We start from the raw sequence: 21,672 nt of genomic DNA, 5'->3' as shown, positions 1-21,672 counted from the left end.
TATGCGAAAGCTTATTATCTATACCTTATTCGTAAGTGTAATTATGTCACAAGCCTGTAAAAAGAAAGAAGAAATACAAACTCCAGCGGCCGATACCGTAGCCGTTGCGAAAGCCTCTGTTACCAAAGCTTCGTTCGGAAAGTTACCCGATGGACAAGAGGTGAGTGTATATACACTAAAGAATAAGAACGGCATCGAATTACAAGTGATCAACTACGGTGCTATTGTTACCTCACTGAAAGCACCTGATAAGAATGGTACATTGGAAGACATCGTGCTCGGCTTTGATTCATTAGCCGGCTATCTTACCCCTGCTCCATATTTCGGAGCCGTTGTAGGACGCTATGGAAACCGTATCGGCAAAGGTAAATTCAAACTCGATGGTAAAGAATATACCCTTGCACAGAATAACAATGGCCAGCATCTTCACGGAGGATTGAAAGGCTTTGATAAAGTATTCTGGAATATAGAAGAAGCACCATCCACGGAAGGTGTAGCGCTTAAACTTACCTATCTCAGTAAAGATATGGAAGAAGGTTATCCCGGTAACCTGAACGTTGAAGTCCTATATATACTCACCGACAACAACGAGTGGAAGATCGAATATAAAGCCACCACAGATAAGAAGACGATCGTTAATCTTACACAACATTCTTATTTCAACCTTACGGGAAATGCAAAGCGTGACATCCTCGAGCATAAACTCACCTTGCATGCCGATAAACTTGTACCAGTAGATAAAGTATTGATCCCTACCGGGGAATTAACGGACGTGACCAACACACCTTTTGATTTCAGAAATGAAACTGTAATCGGAGCGAGAATCAATGATAAAGATCAACAACTTGAATTAGGCCTTGGCTATGACCATTGCTGGGTGCTTTCATCAAGCGACAGCGTGAAGCTTGCTGCCAGTGTATATGAGCCTACATCCGGTCGCTACCTGGAAGTATATACCTCCGAACCAGGGATCCAGTTTTATTCCGGAAATTTCCTGGATGGCTCTCTTACCGGAAAAGGCGGAGTACAGTATAAGCATCGTTATGGACTTTGCCTCGAGACTGAGCACTATCCGGATTCACCAAACAAACCTGCTTTCCCCAGCGTAGTACTGAACCCGGGGGAGACATACTCCACGCAGACTACCTATAAATTCTCGACCAAGTAATTGATTGTGTATTAAGAATAAAAGCGAAGCTGTTTCTGAATATGATTTCAGGAACAGCTTCTTTTTTGCCGATGGTCATTAAAAAATTTGCCAGATGTGGAATACAACGAAGAAATATTTTGTCGTTTCAAAAAGAACATTCATTTTTATCGATTGAACGAACGTGTGAAGTGCGCTTTACCTATAATTATTTTGCTAAACCAAACTGAATTTTCCTGAACCATGCGACAATTACAAACTGTTGACTACGTAGTCTTCCTGATTTACTTCGTCATCGTGGCCGGTTATGGCTACTGGATCTATCACAAAAAGAAAAAAACAGCTACCGATTCTAAAGATTTCTTCCTCGCAGAAGGATCGCTCACCTGGTGGGCGATAGGTGCTTCGCTGATTGCTTCCAATATATCTGCCGAGCAGTTTATCGGAATGTCGGGCTCAGGATTTAAAATGGGACTCGCCATTGCAACGTACGAGTGGATGGCTGCCGCTACGCTGATGATCGTGGCTATTTTCTTCATGCCGATCTATCTTAAAAATAAGATCTATACCATGCCGCAGTTCCTTACACAGCGATATGGTCCGACAGTAAGTACCATCATGGCGATCTTCTGGCTGTTGCTATATGTAGTCGTGAATCTTACTTCTATACTATATCTTGGGGCACTTGCCGTGACCACTGTATCCGGTATACCTTTCTGGACGTGTATGATCGGTCTTGCCGTGTTTGCAATCTTTATCACACTGGGTGGAATGAAGGTGATCGGGTATACCGATGTTATACAGGTATTCTTCCTGATCCTCGGTGGACTTGCTACAACGTATCTCGCCATGGATTTGGTATCACAACATTTCAATACAACGGGTGTAGGAGAGGGCTTCAACTTGATGATGTCTAAAGCGAACGACCATTTTCACATGGTACTCGATAAGAGTAATCCGAGTTATCTCGATCTTCCCGGTCTTACGATTTTAATTGGTGGTATGTGGATTGTAAACCTGAACTATTGGGGCTGCAACCAGTATATAACACAACGTGCGTTGGGAGCTGATCTTCCTACAGCGCGTAACGGTATCTTGTTCGCAGCGTTTTTGAAGTTGCTGATGCCGATCATCGTTGTACTTCCCGGTATAGCGGCTTATGTTCTATACCAGGATGGAATGTTCCAACAGGATATGCTTGCCAACGGTGAATTAAATCCGGACCGTGCTTATCCCGTATTGTTGAACTTGCTTCCTGTAGGATTAAAAGGGCTTGCGTTCGCAGCGTTAACAGCCGCGATCGTTGCATCCCTTGCGGGGAAAGCAAACAGTATATCTACCATCTTTACGCTGGATATATATAAGAAGTTCTTCAACGCTAATGCTTCAGAAAAGCAACTTGTATACATCGGACGTGTAGCCGTAGTAGTAGCGATGATCATCGCGATCATTATATCACCATTCCTGGGCATCGATAAGAAGGGAGGCTTCCAGTATATTCAGGAATATACCGGCTTCGTGTCTCCTGGTATATTTGCCATCTTTATTTTAGGGTTCTTCTGGAAGCGTACGAATTCTGCAGCTGCAATGGCCGCAGCGTTGATTACGTTCCCGTTATCAATCCTGTTGAAGTTCTTGCCAAAGATGACCGACTTATCTTTCCTGAGCGGCATGGGCTTCTCTGCGCTGAACGCTGAAACAGGTCTCTATGAAATTCCATTCCTCGATCGGATGGGTTTTGTATTTCTCATCTGTGTTTTCGTCATGGTAGTATTAACGTTGATGGATCCGAACAGCAAGAAAAATCCGAAAGGCCTTGAAGTTGATGCGAGCATGTTCAAACCAAAAGGTGCGTTTGCCGTTGGTGCTATGATCGTAGTAGGAATTTTAGCGATGCTATATATTGTATTCTGGTAAAAGGTTTGTCGTTAATGTCAACATAATTAATGTTGATAATTTGAATAAAAAGGCTCGGATAATTTATCCGGGCCTTTTGTTTTTAGAAGATATAGATGTTGTATAAAATGAGTTTTATTTCATCGAGGACGATTGCTCGGATCATTTTGCATAGCCGATGCGCGGTGATAATATTCCATTTCATAGTTATAGCGCAGTCGCGCATTGTAATCTTCTGTGATGCATGACAATCAAAGATTGTCATGCATCACAGAAGATACCTATACTTTTGCAGACCGCCAGCGGTCTGCAAAAGAGATGCAATATGACGTTTTTTAAAATACTTTAAGCTCAAGTTTTTAGGGTAAGATTGTAATCCTCCAAGGACATCTTTCCGGAAATACAGACGCTATAGTTTGGAGAATTAGTGATCTTCAATTTTACTTGCCGTAAACATGCGCCTTCGATTTGCTGTAAAAAATATATTGGCCCTGCGTATAGCATATCGAGCAGTCAACACATCGATCAGCTTGCTAATTTTCGGTTGAGGAGAAGTTGTTTCTAACGGACAACAGTTCTTACGCAAATAGCACTTATGGAGTATACTCTTGCCTCTTGCAGGCCGCCACCGTTCTGCAAAGAGATGAACCGTAATTTTCTGGTTTGAAGAACTAGTGATTTGTAATTTGCTTATACTTAATGTTGACTGCGATAAAAATATATTGTCCCAGTGCTAGTATATCAGAGCATCAATGCGGCAAATCGATTTACTTACCTATTTCGTGGAGGGATATTGTTTTTCTGCTGACAAGTAATTGCCAGTCAGCTTCATTACTTTATGAGGTATATACATTTAACACTTTTGGCCGCTAGCGGTCAAAGAAATCTTAAAAATGATTGGTTCGCAAATCAACGATTTGCGAACCAATCATTTTTTTTAATGCGCGCCTGCGATTTGTCTATGAAAAAGTATATCGTTCCCGCGCATATTTATATCGAGCATCAATGCTTTTGCATTCGCGCAACTTCGATAGGGAACGTATTTTTCATGGAGATAAGAAATCCCCAGTCAGCTTCATAACAATGAATTATATACTTTATGCTTTGCCGACCGCTAGCGGTCGATAAAGTAAAAGTTTCAGCAGTTCGTGAATCGCAGATTTACGAACACTGAAACTTTTTCAATGCGCGCCTGCGATTTCTCTATGAAAAACTATATCATTCCCGCGCATAATTAGATCAAGCAATCAATGCACCACTATTCGAGCAACTTGCTGTCTTCGATAGAAGAATGGTTCTTCACGGCGATAAGCAATCCTCAGTCAGCTTCGCTACAATGAATTATATACTTCATGCTTTGCCGACCGCTAGCGGTCGATAAAGTAAAAATTTCAGTGGTTCGCGAATCGCAGATTTGCGAACACTGAAATTTTTTAATTGCGCTCCTGCGATTTTCCTATGAAAAACTATATCATTCCCGCGCAAAATTGCATCAAGCGATCAATGCACCACCATTCGAGCAACCTGCCGATTTCCGTAACGAAAACTTTATTCAACGCAAGCAATCCCAACGCAACTTACTTTATGAACATCGCTCACTCGAAAAAAGAGCCCATAAAAAACCTGTATTATCGGGTACATCACTGACCAGTAAAAATTGAAACAATCATCCCATCAACAACCTACCACTTCTGACAATAACTTCTTATCTTCACACTATGAACCGTATCGACCGACTTACCGCTATATTAATCCACCTTCAGACGAAACGCGTTGTAAAGGCAGAAGAAATGGCTGAACGATTCGAAATCAGTCTCCGAACTGTTTACCGTGATGTGAAGGCTTTGATGGAAGCGGGCGTTCCGATTGGTTCTGAAGCCGGCAAAGGATACTTCATTGTCGATGGCTTCCATCTTCCTCCCGTCATGTTCACACAGGAAGAAGCCAGTGCCATGCTCGTAGCGTCCAAGCTGGTAGAGCGCATGACGGATAAATCGATCCAGAAAACATTTGAATCAGCTCTGATGAAAATCAAAGCTGTGTTGAATGACAATGAAAAGGATCACCTTGAAAATTTACAGACCTATATACAAGTGTATAAGTCGTTTGCTTCCGAGAAAAATGAATTTCCGGATAACTTCATGACAGATATACAGAAAGCTATCGTCAGCAAACAAGTTGTACGCATAGATTATAGCAGCAATCAAGGTGATGTCACGGAGCGTATCATTGAGCCTATCGGGTTGTTCTACTATAGCTTTGCCTGGCATCTTATAGCCTGGTGCAGGTTGCGAAATGGCTACCGCGATTTCAGAACAGACCGCATCATGAATCTGAAAAATACAGGTTCAACTTTTGATGATCGCAATCGCTATACCTTGAAAGAATACCTGCAGAGTCTCAAGCACTCTAATCAGGATATGCAGGAAGTAAAATTACTTTTTGATAAACCGGTAACGGGTTATATGTCCTATGCCAAACATTATTACGGCTTGGTGTCAGAGGAAGATCTCGGGGATAAAGTAAGAATGAATTTTCTGGTGGGTAACCTGCGCCATTTTTGTCGCGGTGTATTGCAGCAAGGGAGCACAGTAGAGATTGAATCTCCGGAAGAAGCAAAAACTATTACACAAGAACTGGTTGAGGAACTCTACGCGCACTATGTAAAAGTAGGGGCGATGTATTAGAAGTGAACCTACTAGTTATCCATCATTGACTCCATTCTTTTCAAATCCGGCCTATAGAAAGGTGAGCCCTTCTCGACTAACAACAACCTATATCTGCCACCAATGCGTTGTGACTTTTTCCGGATCAGCATCATTGGCAATCCGGCAGCAACCATAATGATGGAAGCCCTCGTAACATCCTGATCAAAACTTTGATCCCCCTTTACGATAGAAACATTGATCTGGTCAATCAAAAAATACCCGGCACCGCCGATTACCAGTAGTCCACCTACTACATTTCTGAAACTATGCTGATGAAAGTAAATGCGTTCGATGGAATGGAATGGTACTATATCTTTATGCGCCAGCACAGCCGTGTCATATACATTGCTGACGTAGCTTCTTTTACGATTTGAACTTCCTTTTACTTTGTAGATAATCTCATCGCCTATATATAGGCGCAGTTTTATTTTTTCACCTTTGAGCAACACAAGTTGCTTTTGGGCAATACAGGCAGGGACAGCGAGTAGCAATCCCAGAACCATACCTATAAAGAATTGTTTCAACCAGATGATAATTTAAAGATCCAAAGGTACCGAATGCTGATGATCTAAAAGCAGAAAAAGTTCTAAAGGTGTAGATTCCCGTGAATTCTGACGAGGTTTTGTTAGCAACGGCAGGACTACCTGGTCATTTTTAAGTTGTTCGAATTTTATAGTAAATGGTTTGAAAATTGTAAGCCTGCCTTTTCGTGATCCGATACATTTGTTGTGTTAAATCGATTTGAAGTCAGTACAATCTGTTCTTGTTAGTTCCGCTGCTTCTGGTGGCATTGATATCCTGAGCACCAGGCGTAATCTGCGGGGAATAATTTTATATATAGTACTGACTCCGTTTAGTAACCATAAACATGAAAAGACCATGAAGTACAGAAAATTAGGCAACACCCCTGAAAAACTTTCCGCTATAGGGCTGGGATGTATGGGAATGAGTTTTGCGTATGGAGCAACCGATGATAAAGAGTCGATTGCAACATTACACCGCGCGCTGGATCTGGGTATAAATTTCTGGGATACGGCAGATATGTATGGACCGTATACAAATGAAGAATTGATCTCACAGGTACTCGTACCAAATCGTAATAAAGTTTTTATCGCGAGTAAATTCGGTTTTCGCTTTCGCGATGACAAGACTACCTATTTTGATGGTTCACCGGAATACCTGCGTACTGCCGTAGAGGGAAGTTTGAAACGATTGAAGGTGGATGTGATCGATCTATACTATGCCCATCGTATAGATCCAAATGTACCGGTAGAAGAAATGGTAGGAGCGATGGCAGATCTTGTTACGCAGGGAAAGGTACGTTACCTGGGATTGTCCGAAGCATCGGTGGCTTCTATTCGTAAGGCACATGCTATACATCCCATCACGGCACTGCAAAGTGAATACTCGCTGCTTACACGCGATGTCGAAAAAGAAATACTTCCGGTGTGTCGTGAGTTGGGTATAACATTCGTTCCATATAGTCCGTTGGCTCGTGGGCTTGTAACCAACACAGTACATAAGGATTCACTTGCTGCAACAGATTTCAGAAGAAATCTGCCGCGTTTCGATGATCAACACTGGGATAACAACGAGCAACTGGCAAATCGTTTTGCGACCCTTGCTGCACAACGTCAATGTACACCGGCACAACTTGCTATAGCATGGGTGTTGGCTCAGGGTGATGATGTGATCCCGATTCCGGGTACGAAGAAAAGAAAGTACCTGGAAGAGAATGCAAAAGCAGCGGACATAATATTGACGCCCTCAGATCTGCGTACGTTGGAAACATTGGTAAATGAATTTCCAAATATAGGCAACCGGTATAGTGAAGGAGCCTTGAAGATGGTGAATCATTAATGAAAAATATACCTGTGCCTATATTTATTTGTAAGAGATTAAAAATATAAAACAAAAAAGCATGAGTGAAACAATTGCATTTATAGGATTGGGCAACATGGGAACTCCCATTGCTAAAAATTTAATCGCCAGTGGCTATACGGTTAAACTATATAATAGATCCCCGGAAAAAGTAAAAGGCTTAGTTGCATTGGGTGGTCATTCAGCTTCAACGATAGGCGAAGCCGTTAAATCTGCAGATATAGTCATTACCATGTTAAGCGATGATCATGCCGTAAACGCAGTCTCTGAAGAGATACTTCCAGCACTCAAGAGGGGAAGTATACATTTGTCGATGAGTACCATCAAAGCGGATACATCCAAACAACTGGCGGAAAAACATGAAGCACGCGGTGCCGTCTACCTCGCTTCACCCGTTATGGGCCGTCCTCCGGCTGCGGAAGCGCGGCAGCTATTTATACTCCTCTCGGGTGACGCTGCCGCCAAAGAAAAAGTAAAGCCTGTACTTAGTGCAATCAGTCAGCGAACTTTTGATTTTGGTGACGCGCCCTATACTTCACATACTGTAAAGCTTATGATGAACTTCATGATCTTTACAATCGTAGAGCTGTTGAGTGAAGTAATGCTGATGGCCGAGAAGTCTGGTATCGATAAAAATATATTGTTGGACACTATGTTGAATACTATATATGGTGCTCCGGTGGTAAAGATCTATGGCCCTCTGATCATAAAAGAAGAAGACAACCCCAATGGCTTTGGAACGCAACTCGCTAACAAAGACCTTCGCCTTGCGCAGGAAACTGCATCGGAGGTTGGTGCCCAGTTGCCATTGGCAGAAGTAGTGCGAACTCACTTTGAGGCAATCATTGCTGCAGGAGGAGGAAAGAAAGACCTGCCTATGTTGGTTTCGTATTTGAGAGAGCAGAGTGAGGAGGTTGTCAAGTAAATTTAATCGGTGCACGAAGGACACAAAGGATACACAAAGTTACACAGAGGTATTTGAAGATCTCTGTGTGCAACTTTGTGCGCATTCCTTAGTGCTCTTTGTGTTCTGGATTTATATAATATCTGTTTCATTTCGTTCGATAGAAGCGTATACTTACATCTTGATGTATCTATATGATTACTTCCCGGATTAAAACTCTCTTGCTTGTCGTTATACTTTTTGCTGTCCATGCAAATGGTAAGGCTCAAAAGAAATCACTCGCCACGGCGATTGATCAGGTTGTTCGATCCATTGATGCCCAGACCGGAGTTGCTATACTTCATATCGAAAACAGAGATACTGTATCGGTTCATGGTAAAGCGCATTTCCCGATGCAAAGCGTTTTTAAATTTCCGTTAGCGATGGCTGTGTTGCATGCGGTAGAGGAAGGTAAATTTACCCTCGATCAAAAAATCCATGTCCGGAAGGAAGATCTGCTTGCTAATACCTGGAGTCCGATGGCTAAGAAATATCCTGAGGGAAATGTAGACGTGCCGTTGCACGAGCTGCTGATGTATACTGTATCCTTCAGCGATAACAGTACGTGTGATATACTATTTCGGTTGATGGGAGGTGTTAAAAATGTGCAGAAGTATATTCATGATTTAGGTATAAAATCAATCGCTATTGTTGCTACAGAGGAAGAGATGCACCGTGAATGGAGTGTACAATTCACCAATTGGTGTGAGCCGGTCGCCATGGTACAGTTGCTCGATATTTTGTATAAACAGAAAGCACTTTCCAAAGACAATACCGAGCTGCTTTTAAAATGGATGATAGAAACTCCAACCGGTGCGCACAGAATTAAAGAATTACTACCTGCCGGAACTATTGTTGCGCACAAAACCGGCACAGGTGGCCCGGATGATAAAGGTGTTATAGGTGCCATCAATGATGTTGGTATCGTTACCTTGCCGAATGGTAAGCATATTGCCATTGCAGTATATATATCGCGAACTACCGATGAGAAAAAAGCTGAGGAGGCCATCGCGAAGATCGCAAAGGTTGCCTATGATTATTATACAGGTCAGTAATTATAGAGGCATATTTGTCCGGATATTCCCTATACATATACCATGTTTAAACGCAGGTGTATTGGCTAATCCTTTCACTTAAATTCAAAAATCAGTCTATCCCTGATTCTAAAGTTCCAGGAATTCTGTTAGTTTACTTTCATGAATGCAGGAGTTACCCGTTGTGCCCCTTGTTATTCTAGCCGAAAAAAGTTTCGGAATATGATAGCCGATGTAAATGAATTTTCCGCTATATGAAAGCAAATAAAAAACTCCCTCTTCCTGTAAAGCATTTTCTTTCCATCCCCTGCGGGCCACCGGGAGATCATTAGATTAGATACTTTTTCTCTATACATCTGCGCGTATATACCGTGCAGACTGGCATTACTATCCATATTGGTTGTCCGTAATACTTAATTTATTGATACATGAAACTCAACATCCGTCAACAGATTCTATTATTGATTGGTATTAATTCCGTTTTGATTATACTGGTACTATATATCAGCTATTCCGGTATTGTTAATATCAATAGCGCGAGGGATAACTTTGTACATAAAGCAAGGCAGTTAAACTACCTGCTGGTAGCACAGAACATGCGCGATAATGTGCGTGGAATTATTTATAGAGGTTTCGCCGTAGACCGCTCCAATGAGAAAGAAATCACCGAAATTAAAGATGAATTCCAGACACAACTGAATGCATTCATCTCGAATACGGAGCGGCTTGTAGAAATGGATGATACAGATTCACTACTGAGTCAGATTAATGCGAAGGCAAAAGAGTTCGCTGTTTTTTCAACAACACTGTTCTCAAAGGAGATGGATGGTGATGCAGAGTCTTTTCTTATTATAAATGACTTCCCGGCATTATACAATAGTCTTGTAGTGCCGATGAATGTATTAAACGCGAACATTCAACGAAATTATGCTATACTCGAAGAAGAAAGTAATTCTACTGCAAAGGCATCACTGTCAGGTATATTTTCAATCTCTATATTCTCGATATTAGGATCAATTGTCATAAGTATATTAATCTCAAATAGAATTTCTAGACGGATCAATCGTGCCAGCAATATTATTTCGGAAGTGAGTATAGGAAAACTTCCGGAACGAAATGATGCTACGGGATCAGACGAAGTGGGAGTGATGTTAAAGTCACTGAATAATTATCTTGATTCAGTTACCGAGACTGTGAAGTTTGCTGTGCAGGTAGGGAAAGGAAACCTGAATGCAGAGTATAAAGCACTGAGTGAGTACGATCAACTAGGACACTCGCTTTTGGAAATGCGTAATAATCTGAAGAAGGTTTCGCAGGAAGATGAAAAGCGGAATTGGACATTGAATGGCATGGCGAAGTATGTGGAGATCAGCCGAAGGGAATCACATGACATTGAAAGCTTTGCTGAACATGTTCTTTCATACCTGGTGAAATATTTGAAAGTAAACCAAGCTTTTTTCTATACCGTTGAAGAAAAAGAAGACCAGGAAGTACTCATGCTAAAAGCCGCTTATGCATGGGATAAAAAGAAGCAACGTCAGCATGAGATTGAAAAAGGAAACGGGCTTACAGGACAAGTATGGCAGGAGGGTTCGATGATGTATCTCCGGGATATACCAGGCGACTATATACGAATTACTTCAGGACTTGGTACCGCGGCACCACGCAACCTGGTTATCCTTCCTTTGAAAATAAATGAAGTCGTCTATGGAATGATCGAGATCGCTTCATTTCAGGATATAGAATCCCATGAGTTAAATTTCCTGGAAAAGATTGCAGAGAATATAGCCTCTACCTTGGCGAATGTGCAGACGGCCGAGAAAACGAAAGAGTTGCTATACCAGTCACAGGAGCAAACGGTAAGACTACACGCACAGGAAGAAGAGATGCGACAGAGCATGGAAGAAATGCAAGCCACACAAGAGGAACTGGCGCGCAAGGAGAAGGAGTATATGCAGCAGATCTTCAAATTAAAAGAGGAGCTAAAGGCGTATGGCAAAGTGCTTGAGCAGAATGAAAGTAGATTAGAAGAAGAAGATATGAAAGATCAACTGGAAGAAGCTCTTCGTAAACAGGGAGAGATGGCGGGAGGCATATTGATCAATCGATCTTTGCTCTAAGATGAAATAATTTATAAATCGGAAGAGAATTTATTTCATCGTGTGATTTGAATAGTACGATGGAAAAAAGATATTCGTGCATAAAATAATCTCTTCATTTTATGCTCGGACTTCGAACAGCGATCTATAAGGTATCCGATTTGCAAGAAGCAAGGGAATGGTATACTAAAGTCTTTCATACAAAACCATACTTTGATGAGCCGTTCTATATAGGCTATAACATCGGTGGTTACGAATTAGGCTTGCAACCGGAAGAGACTCCTGTTACCGTTAAGAATGAAAGCGTACTGGTATACTGGGGTGTTACAAATGTAAACCAGGAGTATAAACGGCTCATTGAACTTGGCGCTACGAATCACGAAGAGCCTCAGAATGTAGGAGGGGAGATTATGGTAGCAACCGTAAAAGATCCATGGGGAAATATACTCGGTATAATTTATAACCCTGAATTTAAGTTGCCCTAGCAGGCTACTGCTGATGCGTATGCAGCATCTTTACAACGGCATCATGAATGAGTTCAGGATTGCTCCACGGAACAAAGTGATTCATACTATCCACCATCACAAAATCGACAGGAGCATTTACTAACATTTTTTTTGCAAAGTCTGCATTCGCAGGATCAACCAATACATCTTTCTGTCCCTGTATAACAATTACAGGGCACTTGATATTTTTCCACAACGGAAGCATCTCTTCCAGTTGAGGTTTCAAATGGTAGATCTCTTCATTGGATGCGCGAAACGATCGTGGTAAAATCCAGCTGAGAAAAGGTGTAGCGAGTGGCGCACGAAACCAAGTCTCATCAGGTTCCAGCTCCGGATCAATAGACCCGGCTACAATGATCAGTCCATCCACAAGCTCTGGGTAATCCATAGCCATACGCGCAATGAGTGGACCTCCTAATGAATGACCCACCAGTATAATCGGACGATTCGCGTTGTGCTTTTCAAGTATGGGTTTCAATAATAAAGCCTGCTTGTGCAGAGAACCTTCTCCGTTACCGAAGTTGGAGTAGCCGAACCCTGGCCTGTCCGTTGTAATTAATAACGCCTGGTGTGATAGCGTTGTATCTTTCAGGAAATGAATGAAGGCACTGAGTGAACCGGGAGAGCCGTGAACAAACAACACGAGTGGCTTGGATGTATCACCGGCTTCAACATAATGTATTTCGCGAAAGCCACTTTTATAGGAGTGTTGTGATCCCTGTATATTATTCTCTGTAAAAAACTTGTCGACTTCTTTCGGACTCATGCGAAACGTCATGCACGCATGCATACCTGTCATTATAGCAACAAACACGATTAGGATGATGATCTTTATTCGCTTCATTGTCCTGTCCGTTAAGTATAGCAGTTAATGATTATTGGTGAGTAGTTATCGTGATCAGGTTTACGCGAAACGTTCTTAAAATATAAACCCCTTCTCGTTGGAGAAGGGGTTTAAATTAAATCTGTTTACTTAGAGGTTCAGCAGCTTTTTATACTTTGCGTTGTCGTGTAGAATTTCAGTGGCTTTCTTCACATCATCATCATACTTGAAGCCAGCTTCAATGCTGCCTTTTTCAAGATGGTAACGAGCAACTATATCTTCTTCCAGTAACAGCTTGATCTCATCTTTGTAGAGTACCAATTCATTCTTTTTACTTTCAGCAATCCGGTTGCTGATCTGATCGAGCTGGCCTTTCAGTTCGCTATAGTATTTCTCTTTCTTCGCTTCTTCAGAAAATTCCTGCAGCTCGTATTCGAGATATGATTTATACTTATAGTTTTTGTCCTTCATCCAAACTATAAATTGCTGGTATTCTTCTTCCGTTAAAGAAAACGTGCGCGGGTTTACTGGTTCTGGATGTTTGAATGCATACTGCGTAGCGAAGTCAAACAGAAATCCCTTTTCAAATAAAACCTGCGTGAGTACATGCGCTTCTTTTGGTTCTGTTTTAATATCCGGGTCAATGCCACCACCATCGTATACCGTACGTCCTGAAGAAGTTTTGAATGCACGCTTGATAGAATCCGGAATAGAGCCAACACTTCCATCTTCCCTGCGATGTGTATAGTCGAGCACCTGGATGCAGCGGCCTGTAGGCGTATAATATTTTGCTGTTGTAACTTTTAATTGGGAATTATAGGAGAGAGGACGACTTACCTGCACCAGTCCTTTACCGTACGACTTTTCTCCAATGATCACACCACGATCGTAATCCTGAAGCGTACCAGCAACAATTTCAGAAGCCGATGCACTGCCGCGGTTAATGAGAACCGTTACCGGGATTTCAGTATCCACCGGAGTATTCAAAGTTTCGTAGTTCAGATTGTTCTCGGGTATCTTTCCCTTTGTGCTCACCACCAATTTTCCTTTTGGAAGAAACAGGTTTGTGATGTTTACCGCTTCAATTAAAAGTCCTCCCGGATTTCCGCGAAGGTCGAGTATCACACTTTTAGCGCCTTTCTCTTTCAACGCCGTAAGTGCATTCTTTACTTCTTTGGCTGCATCAGGTGTAAAGTCCGACAGCTGGATATAGGCCACGTCATTGCCCACCATGCCATAGTATGGTACATTGTTTACTTTGATCTTTTCGCGCTTGAATTCTATACGCAACGGCTGCTCTACACCTTTACGCTTCACCGTAAGCGTAACCGGTGTTCCTACCTGGCCTTTCATCAAATGGCCAGATTCCTCGCGTGTAAGTTTTGCAAGCTCTATATCATTTATCTTCTGAATCTCATCTCCGATTTTTAAACCGCCCTTCTGTGCGCCATAACCTTCCATAATCATTGTTACAACGGTACGGTTACCGATTTCCCGCGTTATAGCACCAATGCCTCCGTACTGTCCGGTATTTACCGTTCTATAGTCTTCTACCTCATCTTCCGGTATATAGTTTGTATACGGATCAAGCGAATTCAGCATCGCATCTATACCTGTGCGAATGAGTTTGTTGGGATTAACATCATCTACATATAGCGCATTCACCTCTTTGAAGAGAGTCGCGAATATGTCGAGGTTCTTGGCGATTTCGAAATAGCGCTCAGCCGGTTTGGTAAACGACAGGGCTATCAGCGCAACCAGAACAATTGAAAAGGCGAATAATTTTTTTCTTGTAATCATGGGTAATTCTATTCAACGCAAAATCTTAGCTCACGAATGATTTTAATTTAAGTACTGGAAAATTCATCATTTTAAATATAAAAAGTGTAAGGATGTATGGTATTCTTCGTTATTTTTATCGATTCCTAAAAATCTTTATTACATGATCAAAACCTTTTGGCGTACTGCTATAGTCGCCCTGCTTTTTTTATGCGCTTGTCAAAATAAAAACAGTAAGTATGAGCTCAAAACAGGCGAAAGCAACGGCTACTCGTATGAGTATGTCACCAACGACCCTCTGAAGGTAAGAATTTATACGTTAAAGAACGGTTTGAAAGTCTACCTGAGCCAATACAATGCGGAGCCTCGTATTCAAACTCAGATTGCGGTGAAGGCCGGTGGTAAAAACGATCCCGCCACGAACACAGGTCTCGCGCATTACCTTGAACACATCATGTTTAAAGGTACTGCGGATTTTGGTACACTCGATTGGAAAAAAGAATCGGTATACCTCGACAGTATTGAGCATATGTTTACACACTATGGGACCTTAAAAGATTCTATCGAGCGTGTAGAATATTATAAGCTCATCGACCAGGTATCTAACGAAGCATCCAAGTATGCTATTGCGAACGAGTATGATAAAATGGTGAGCGAACTGGGAGCGCGTGGTACCAATGCCTATACTTCGGAAGATCGTACAGTATATATCAACGATATTCCTGTGAATCAATTGGAAAACTGGTTGCAACTGGAGGGAAATCGCTTTCAGAAAATTGTGCCCCGTTTATTCCACACTGAACTCGAGGCCGTATATGAAGAGAAAAACCGAAGTCTGGACAATGATTATTGGAAGACTTTTGAAACGTTATACAGCGCTATATTTACAAAGCATCCTTACGGGACACAAACGGTTATCGGTACTATTGATCATCTTAAGAATCCTTCTATAACCGAAATCAAGAATTACTTTGATACATACTATCGTCCGAACAACGTGGCAATCTGTTTGAGCGGTGATCTCGATTATGATAAAACGATAGCGTTGATCGACAAATCATTTGGTAACTGGAAACCCAATGAGCAACTGCCGACATGGAGCAAGGTGGATGAAGATCCGATTGCAACCCCTATAGCAAAAGAAGTGTATGGCCCGGATGCAGAATGGATTAACATCGGCTTCAGGTTCAATGGAAGAAATAGCGAGGACTATAAATTGCTTACGTTAACAGATATGATCTTGTCCAATTCACAGGCTGGGGTTATGGATATAAACTTGAAGCAGAAACAAAAAGTAATAGAGCCATCAACGTATGTAGACGAGCTTAACGATTATGCGATCCATACATTTTCAGGTCGCCCCCGGGAAGGACAAAGTCTGGAAGACGTGAAGAAGTTATTGCTGGAACAAGTTGAACTGGTAAAGAAGGGCGAGTTTGAAGATTGGCTTCTGGAAGCCACGATCAACGACTTGAAGAAATCAAAGATCCAGGGATCCGAGCGTAACTGGTCGCGCTCAAATGATCTGGTGATGGCGTTCACCAATAATATACCATGGCAAAACTATATTTCGGAGACAGACGATCTGCGCAAGATCACCAAAGAAGATATTGTGAAGTTTGCCAATGAGCATTACAAGGAAAATTACGTGGTGGTATATAAACGCAGTGGTAAAGATCCGAATGCGCTGAAGGTAGATAAGCCAGCGATCACGAAAGTGACTTTAAACAAAGAGGACAAATCTCCTTTCCACGAAACGATCCTTAAAAATAAAGCCGAGAAACTGAAGCCTGTATTTATCGATTACGAAAAAGATATACAGAAGCTGAAGATGAATAAGGAAGTTGAGGTGCTCTATACTCCCAATACAGAAAATGAATTGTTCTCGCTATACTATTTGTCGGATGTGGGAAGTAACAACAATCCGAAAATGAATGTAGCCGTGGAATATCTACAGTATCTGGGTACAGAGGAGATGGCCGCGGAAGATTTCAAGAAAGAGTTTTATAAACTAGGCTGTAACTTTGGTGTGTCAGCAGGAGAGGATCAAACCTATATATATCTTACTGGTCTTAGTGAGCATATGGACAAAGCGATGCAGCTTTTTGAAAAGTTGCTGGCAGCTCCTAAAGCAGATGACGAAGCATTGAAGAAAATGTTGGATGGCATTTTCAAGAAACGCGAAGACAGTAAAAAGAATAAGGGTACTATTATGTTTGAGGGATTGATGAACTATGGATTATATGGTCCGAAATCTCCGTTCACCAATGTATTGAGTAATAGAGAACTTCGTGAAGTAAAGGCTGATGAGTTGATTGACATCATCAAAGAATTTACAAAGACACAGCATCGCGTGCTATATTATGGCCCGAAGAAAGGTGAAGAAGTAGTTGCTTCCCTCAATCAATATCATACGTTGCCTGACCAGTTAAAACCAGTACCACCTCCGGTTGAATTCAAAATGCAAGACGTAAGCAAGCCAGCGGTATACTGGGCTGATTATGATATGGTGCAGGAAGAAATCATGTTCCTTTCCAAAGGTGATGGTTTTGATAAGACGCGCATGCCGATAAGCAGAATGTTCAACGAATACTTCGGTGGTAATATGAGCTCCCCGGTATTCCAGGAATTAAGAGAAGCACAAGGACTGGCGTACTCTGCATTTGCATATTATGGCACCGCTGATAAACCTGTAGGCAATGATTTATTCTACGCTTATATAGGAACGCAGGCTGATAAACAACCGGAAGCGATGAAAGCAATGAAAGGTTTGTTGACAGACTTCCCGAAATCCGAAGGAGGTTTTGAAGTAGCCCGTAATGCTATATTGAACCAGATTGAAAGCGAACGCATCACGAAGGCGCGTATACTTTTCGATTATGAAACGGCGAAGAAGCGTGGACTTACCTCTGATATACGTAAAGATGTATATGAACAAGTGCAGAAATTTACCCTTGCAGATGTTCAGAAATTTCAGGAGCAGTATATAAAAGGAAAGAACTATAACATTGTATTGATTGGAAATAGAGAAAAGATCAATTTCAAGGAACTCAAACAGTATGGCGAAGTGAAAGAGCTTACACTTGATGAGATCTTCGGCTACGAGAAAGTTCAAAAGATTGACCTGGAGAAACCAAATCAATAGAAACCAAATATAGGTATAGATAACAAAATCCCTCCGAGCTAATTCCCGGAGGGATTTTTGTTTTAGTATAATTTTACTTTCAACCGGTAACGGCCTCGGAAGTATTCTTTCATTTTCAATACTTCCCTTGATTTATCTGCGATCCAGAATGTAGCGTACGAACCTCGACCATAATTAATCTTTAGTAGCCAGCATGAAACTTTAACGCTGTTATTCAACTGCAAGTCTTCTTTTCCGGTAACGGTTAATGAATAATAATCTGATTTTGGAGTGCCCGGTTCGTAGAACGCAATGGCGAACTGCTGACCAACTTTCTTGAAAGGGAGTAGCGGAAAAATTTCAAGGTCCATAGGGAATTCGAATGCAGGAGGGTTCATCACAACTTGAAAGGTGCTGTCCTTTTTAGTATGCTTCGAAGAATCCGGAACCGTTACGACATTCCCGTTGAAGATATAGGTAAACTTCCCACGCTTTTTATAGTTCGCATAATGTGAGATGGGCTTGAGAGAAGGTAATTCTCCGGTAGCTTCAACATGAGCGAGTAACGAATCCTTTTGATACCAGTCCCACTCGAAGTGATATATTTTTTTGCCGGTTGCGTCTTTAGAGAAACTGATCGTTCTATCCCAGAGCGCTGCAGAGCTTAGGCGTCTTCCCAGACTATCTTCAAAGTATACTGCATACGAGCTTCTGCCTTCTTTTAAGGCCGCTATATTTAGCTTTAGATTTTTAGTATTGATAGTGTCAACCTGGGCAAAAGCCGCGGCTGCGTTGATAAAGAGGAGAACTAACAAAAGTTTAAATTTCATAAATCATGGGTAGTTAAGAATGGATCACGCACATTGGTCGCTGATACGTGGCGTTCGCTACAAATGATGTAAGAAAAATGATGAGTGGTAGAATTCTGTTGTATAGCTTGTGTCTATACTGTTAACTATAACACGTTACTTCCACGCTTTACGAAGAAAGCGAAGCCAGTTACCATGCAATACATTCGCGATATCATCATCGGAATAACCGCGTTTTGATAGTAAAGCAGGCAGCTTCTGCAGATCAGCTATAGTTTCTATGTCGTAAGGACTTTGCTCTTTACCAAAGGCACCATCAAGGTCGGAGCCGATCGCTATATGGTTGGCGTTACCTGCGATCTGACAAATGTGATCCATGTGGTCGATTAACTTCTCCAATCCACAATCCATGCTGAGTGGTGTAGATACTTTCTTAATCCATTCAGGTACCATCATCCATGCATCCATTACGCCACCAATAACGGCACCACGACTGATCAGTTCTTTGATCTGTTCATCGCTGAACTGACGATTGTGATTTACAACGGCTCTACAATTATTATGACTCGCCCATACGTTACCATGAAAATGATCCATAGCCTCCCAAAAGCTTTCGTCACAGAGATGTGTAGCATCGAGTATAATATTGAGACGCTCCATCTCTTTTAATAATTCGCGACCTGCTTGCCCTATACCACCCGTTGCATTTGTACCCTGCGCATACCTGCCAGGTCCATAGTGTCCTGGTCCTATAGCACGAAGTCCATAGTTATAGGCACGCTCCAGATAGTTAACCGATACTATAGAATCAGCACCTTCGAGGCTTAATATATACCCGATTGGTTTTTTATCGTTTGGTGTTCCGTCATTCCACCGTTGCAGATGTTTTTCCAATGCTGCCAGGTTGGTGATTTGAATTAACTCACCGGCTTCTTCCATCGCTTTATACCAGGCGAGTTGTGCCTGTGTTTGTGCCCAGGCCTGCTCGGGGGAATGCCATCCCGGTAATGAATTATCGGGTGCCACATAGCGTGCAATTTGCGTGGCGACTACAAGCCCTATATTTCCCTTTCGTAATTCTTCGAAACAAACTACACCGTTGCCACGATCCGGTTTATCTGTCCATGCTTTTTCGCGGTTGCGGATTTCATGGATTGATTTCCGGTAATCGCGATTCCATTCCATGGCGTTCATCGCCAAGTCAAGGTGAGCATCGATGATAAAAGGAGCGTTCATTTTATGTAGTTTGAGGGGATGTCGTTAATTTAAAACTGTATCATCAGTATATATCTGACGGAGCACATGTATACTTACACGGTGATCACCCGGTTCCGCGCAAGCGTATTCCAGTATTCTTTTACGGTGTTGTTGATCGCCACAGCGGCCCGATCATGCAGCGCGACAGTAGGGCATACGTGGTATGGTACACCGTATAGTACATCGCCCACCTTAAATGGATTTGTCTTGCCGGTACGTAAGATCATGTGTTCTTCGCTATGGCCAATCGGCTCCAGCTCCGGGGCATTCAGAAATGTCACCCGATTATTGAGTGAATTCTCCGATGCTATAGATTTATGTCCAAGATCAATGCAGATCGTATCTTCCGTTGGTATAGAGATCACCCGTGTAACAACCAACGCTGCGAATAAAAATGGTTGCTCCAATAAAGTACTCTGATATCCTTTATCCCAATATATATAGGTGCCGGGACTACACTCAACGTTTTCACGCTTAGCGTGAATTGGAAATGTAGGCGTGCCACCGGCTACTACCGTTATAGTGTTGCCGGTCTGTTGAAGTATATCTTCACGCAGCTGTTCTACAAGTGCAAAACCATCATTGCATTTTTTGGTGCGTACTTCGAAATCTGGATCACGTAAATGTCCATCGTAAGCATGCAGGCCTTTTGCATATATACCCGGTAGCGAAAGTAATTGCTTGTAGAGTGCAAGTGCATCGGCAGGACGAATGCCGGTTCTGTTCATGCCTACATTCAGGTCAATGAAAACGTTAAGCTTTAATTGACCATGCTCAAATATAGCGCTGATGTGTTGCGCGGTTGGCAGATTATCGACAAGGCAAGCAAAGATCGTCTTGGGGAATTTTTTAACAAGCTCGGCAAGACGATTGGCTTTCGGTCCAACGGGTTGATATGCCAGGAGTATATCTTCAGCACCAGCTTGTGCCAGCATCTCGGCTTCCGCTATTGTTGCACACTTGAATTTTTTTATTCCTTCCCGGATCAACATCGCTGTCACCTCCGATGATTTATTCGTCTTCATGTGTGGCCGAAGACGTGTTACATCCGGAACAAATGTTTTCACAATGCGGATGTTTTCACGAACGCGATCAGGATAAACGACAAGGGCTGGGGTATCCAGCATATCTATATTCTGAATAGAGAACCATTCCGGTTGAGTCATTACTATAAAGTTTATTGGAGTTCGAACAGCGCTTCAATTTCAACCGGTATATTATCCGGCAGAGAGCCCATGCCGACAGCACTGCGCACACCGATACCATTTTCTTCACCCCATACACTGGCGAAAAGTTCACTGCAGCCATTGATAACAAAGGGATGACGTTCAAATTCAGGAACAGCGTTTACCATTCCTAAAACTTTAACAACACGTTTGATTTTATTAAAGCTGCCGAGATTGGCTTTGAGTGTTGCTAATATAGCGAGGCCCACCTGGCGAGCTGCCAGCTTGCCTTCGTCTATGGTGAGATCTTTTCCAATTCTTCCGATGATCAGCGAACCATCTTCTTTTACCGTTCCGTGGCCGGATACATATACCATGTTACCGACAATCAGAAAAGGTTTGTAAACACCTAGAGGTTTAGGGGCAGGAGGTAGCGTTAGCTTTAACTCTTCAAAGCGTTGGTCGGGAGAAACTGTTGACATAGAATTTAAATTGAGCTG

General features: G+C 42.2%; 16 protein-coding genes. 9 read left to right on the top strand and 7 right to left on the bottom strand.

The annotated features are described in order from the left end of the window. Window position 1 precedes the first annotated feature (1 nt). The 3 genes from B5Y40_RS24335 (at window position 2) to B5Y40_RS24325 (ending at window position 5,730) form a co-directional block, all read left to right on the top strand. Window positions 2–1,168, top strand: coding sequence for an aldose epimerase family protein (locus B5Y40_RS24335; RefSeq protein ID WP_079689476.1), 1,167 nt, complete (start codon window positions 2–4; stop codon window positions 1,166–1,168). A gap of 222 nt (window positions 1,169–1,390) precedes the next feature. Next, the gene (locus B5Y40_RS24330) at window positions 1,391–3,064 is read left to right on the top strand and encodes a sodium/sugar symporter (protein WP_079689475.1); all 1,674 of its coding nucleotides are present in this window, start codon (window positions 1,391–1,393) and stop codon (window positions 3,062–3,064) included. 1,697 nt (window positions 3,065–4,761) lie between these two features. Then, entirely contained in the window at window positions 4,762–5,730 is a 969-nt protein-coding gene (locus B5Y40_RS24325) for a helix-turn-helix transcriptional regulator (protein WP_079689474.1), read from the top strand. Between the two features lie 11 nt (window positions 5,731–5,741). On the opposite strand, the gene B5Y40_RS24320 is transcribed toward B5Y40_RS24325, so the two are convergent. Then, a complete protein-coding gene (locus tag B5Y40_RS24320) occupies window positions 5,742–6,275 on the bottom strand; it encodes a hypothetical protein (protein WP_143785925.1) in 534 nt (177 codons plus the stop codon). A 355-nt stretch (window positions 6,276–6,630) separates the two neighbouring features. On the opposite strand from B5Y40_RS24320, the gene B5Y40_RS24315 reads away from it, so the two are divergent. The 5 genes from B5Y40_RS24315 to B5Y40_RS24295 all read left to right on the top strand — a co-directional run bounded on the left by B5Y40_RS24315 (window position 6,631) and on the right by B5Y40_RS24295 (window position 12,193). Continuing rightward, window positions 6,631–7,611: an aldo/keto reductase gene (locus B5Y40_RS24315; protein WP_079689994.1), complete on the top strand. Its 981-nt coding sequence runs from the start codon at window positions 6,631–6,633 to the stop codon at window positions 7,609–7,611. A gap of 37 nt (window positions 7,612–7,648) precedes the next feature. Next, on the top strand, window positions 7,649–8,557 hold the full coding sequence (locus B5Y40_RS24310) for an NAD(P)-dependent oxidoreductase (RefSeq protein ID WP_317043577.1): 909 nt from the start codon (window positions 7,649–7,651) through the stop codon (window positions 8,555–8,557). Window positions 8,558–8,730: 173 nt separating this feature from the next. Continuing rightward, complete coding sequence (gene bla, locus B5Y40_RS24305; protein ID WP_079689471.1) at window positions 8,731–9,630, top strand: class A beta-lactamase, subclass A2; 900 nt, start codon at window positions 8,731–8,733, stop codon at window positions 9,628–9,630. Between the two features lie 407 nt (window positions 9,631–10,037). Beyond that, window positions 10,038–11,729, top strand: a complete 1,692-nt coding sequence (locus tag B5Y40_RS24300; RefSeq protein ID WP_079689470.1) for a GAF domain-containing protein — start codon at window positions 10,038–10,040, stop codon at window positions 11,727–11,729. A gap of 101 nt (window positions 11,730–11,830) precedes the next feature. Beyond that, complete coding sequence (locus tag B5Y40_RS24295) at window positions 11,831–12,193, top strand: VOC family protein (protein WP_079689469.1); 363 nt, start codon at window positions 11,831–11,833, stop codon at window positions 12,191–12,193. Window positions 12,194–12,197: 4 nt separating this feature from the next. On the opposite strand, the gene B5Y40_RS24290 is transcribed toward B5Y40_RS24295, so the two are convergent. Together B5Y40_RS24290 and B5Y40_RS24285 are read right to left on the bottom strand one after the other, a co-directional pair. Next, window positions 12,198–13,058 carry an alpha/beta fold hydrolase gene (locus tag B5Y40_RS24290; RefSeq protein WP_079689468.1) on the bottom strand — a complete coding sequence of 287 codons (861 nt, stop codon included), beginning with the start codon at window positions 13,056–13,058 and terminating at the stop codon, window positions 12,198–12,200. Window positions 13,059–13,187: 129 nt separating this feature from the next. Beyond that, complete coding sequence (locus tag B5Y40_RS24285) at window positions 13,188–14,837, bottom strand: S41 family peptidase (RefSeq protein WP_079689467.1); 1,650 nt, start codon at window positions 14,835–14,837, stop codon at window positions 13,188–13,190. Between the two features lie 142 nt (window positions 14,838–14,979). Between B5Y40_RS24285 and B5Y40_RS24280 the strand changes: the two genes are divergently transcribed. Then, window positions 14,980–17,961 (top strand): M16 family metallopeptidase, encoded by a 2,982-nt coding sequence (locus B5Y40_RS24280; protein WP_079689466.1) that lies wholly within the window; start codon window positions 14,980–14,982, stop codon window positions 17,959–17,961. Window positions 17,962–18,023: 62 nt separating this feature from the next. On the opposite strand, the gene B5Y40_RS24275 is transcribed toward B5Y40_RS24280, so the two are convergent. From B5Y40_RS24275 to B5Y40_RS24260, 4 genes are all read right to left on the bottom strand, one after another. Continuing rightward, the gene (locus B5Y40_RS24275; protein ID WP_079689465.1) at window positions 18,024–18,770 is read right to left on the bottom strand and encodes a DUF3108 domain-containing protein; all 747 of its coding nucleotides are present in this window, start codon (window positions 18,768–18,770) and stop codon (window positions 18,024–18,026) included. Between the two features lie 135 nt (window positions 18,771–18,905). Further along, window positions 18,906–19,985, bottom strand: coding sequence for a dipeptidase (locus B5Y40_RS24270; RefSeq protein WP_079689464.1), 1,080 nt, complete (start codon window positions 19,983–19,985; stop codon window positions 18,906–18,908). Window positions 19,986–20,059: 74 nt separating this feature from the next. After that, window positions 20,060–21,172 carry a D-TA family PLP-dependent enzyme gene (locus tag B5Y40_RS24265; RefSeq protein ID WP_079689463.1) on the bottom strand — a complete coding sequence of 371 codons (1,113 nt, stop codon included), beginning with the start codon at window positions 21,170–21,172 and terminating at the stop codon, window positions 20,060–20,062. A gap of 11 nt (window positions 21,173–21,183) precedes the next feature. Beyond that, entirely contained in the window at window positions 21,184–21,654 is a 471-nt protein-coding gene (locus tag B5Y40_RS24260; protein WP_079689462.1) for a RidA family protein, read from the bottom strand. Window positions 21,655–21,672 lie beyond the last annotated feature (18 nt).

The organism is Ohtaekwangia koreensis (assembly GCF_900167975.1).
GTDB lineage: Bacteria > Bacteroidota > Bacteroidia > Cytophagales > Cyclobacteriaceae > Ohtaekwangia > Ohtaekwangia koreensis.
The sequence above is the reverse complement of the archived record's forward strand: the minus strand, read 5'-3'. Positions and strand labels throughout refer to the sequence as shown.

What these genes read in the sequence shown, in the direction of transcription:
- B5Y40_RS24315 (WP_079689994.1), top strand. Translation starts at nt 6,631, where the DNA reads ATGAAGTACAGAAAATTAGGCAACACCCCTGAAAAACTTTCCGCTATA.
- B5Y40_RS24285 (WP_079689467.1), bottom strand. Translation starts at nt 14,837, where the DNA reads ATGATTACAAGAAAAAAATTATTCGCCTTTTCAATTGTTCTGGTTGCG.
- bla (WP_079689471.1), top strand. Translation starts at nt 8,731, where the DNA reads ATGATTACTTCCCGGATTAAAACTCTCTTGCTTGTCGTTATACTTTTT.
- B5Y40_RS24260 (WP_079689462.1), bottom strand. Translation starts at nt 21,654, where the DNA reads ATGTCAACAGTTTCTCCCGACCAACGCTTTGAAGAGTTAAAGCTAACG.
- B5Y40_RS24290 (WP_079689468.1), bottom strand. Translation starts at nt 13,058, where the DNA reads ATGAAGCGAATAAAGATCATCATCCTAATCGTGTTTGTTGCTATAATG.
- B5Y40_RS24335 (WP_079689476.1), top strand. Translation starts at nt 2, where the DNA reads ATGCGAAAGCTTATTATCTATACCTTATTCGTAAGTGTAATTATGTCA.
- B5Y40_RS24280 (WP_079689466.1), top strand. Translation starts at nt 14,980, where the DNA reads ATGATCAAAACCTTTTGGCGTACTGCTATAGTCGCCCTGCTTTTTTTA.
- B5Y40_RS24270 (WP_079689464.1), bottom strand. Translation starts at nt 19,985, where the DNA reads ATGAACGCTCCTTTTATCATCGATGCTCACCTTGACTTGGCGATGAAC.
- B5Y40_RS24275 (WP_079689465.1), bottom strand. Translation starts at nt 18,770, where the DNA reads ATGAAATTTAAACTTTTGTTAGTTCTCCTCTTTATCAACGCAGCCGCG.
- B5Y40_RS24300 (WP_079689470.1), top strand. Translation starts at nt 10,038, where the DNA reads ATGAAACTCAACATCCGTCAACAGATTCTATTATTGATTGGTATTAAT.
- B5Y40_RS24330 (WP_079689475.1), top strand. Translation starts at nt 1,391, where the DNA reads ATGCGACAATTACAAACTGTTGACTACGTAGTCTTCCTGATTTACTTC.
- B5Y40_RS24325 (WP_079689474.1), top strand. Translation starts at nt 4,762, where the DNA reads ATGAACCGTATCGACCGACTTACCGCTATATTAATCCACCTTCAGACG.
- B5Y40_RS24295 (WP_079689469.1), top strand. Translation starts at nt 11,831, where the DNA reads ATGCTCGGACTTCGAACAGCGATCTATAAGGTATCCGATTTGCAAGAA.
- B5Y40_RS24265 (WP_079689463.1), bottom strand. Translation starts at nt 21,172, where the DNA reads ATGACTCAACCGGAATGGTTCTCTATTCAGAATATAGATATGCTGGAT.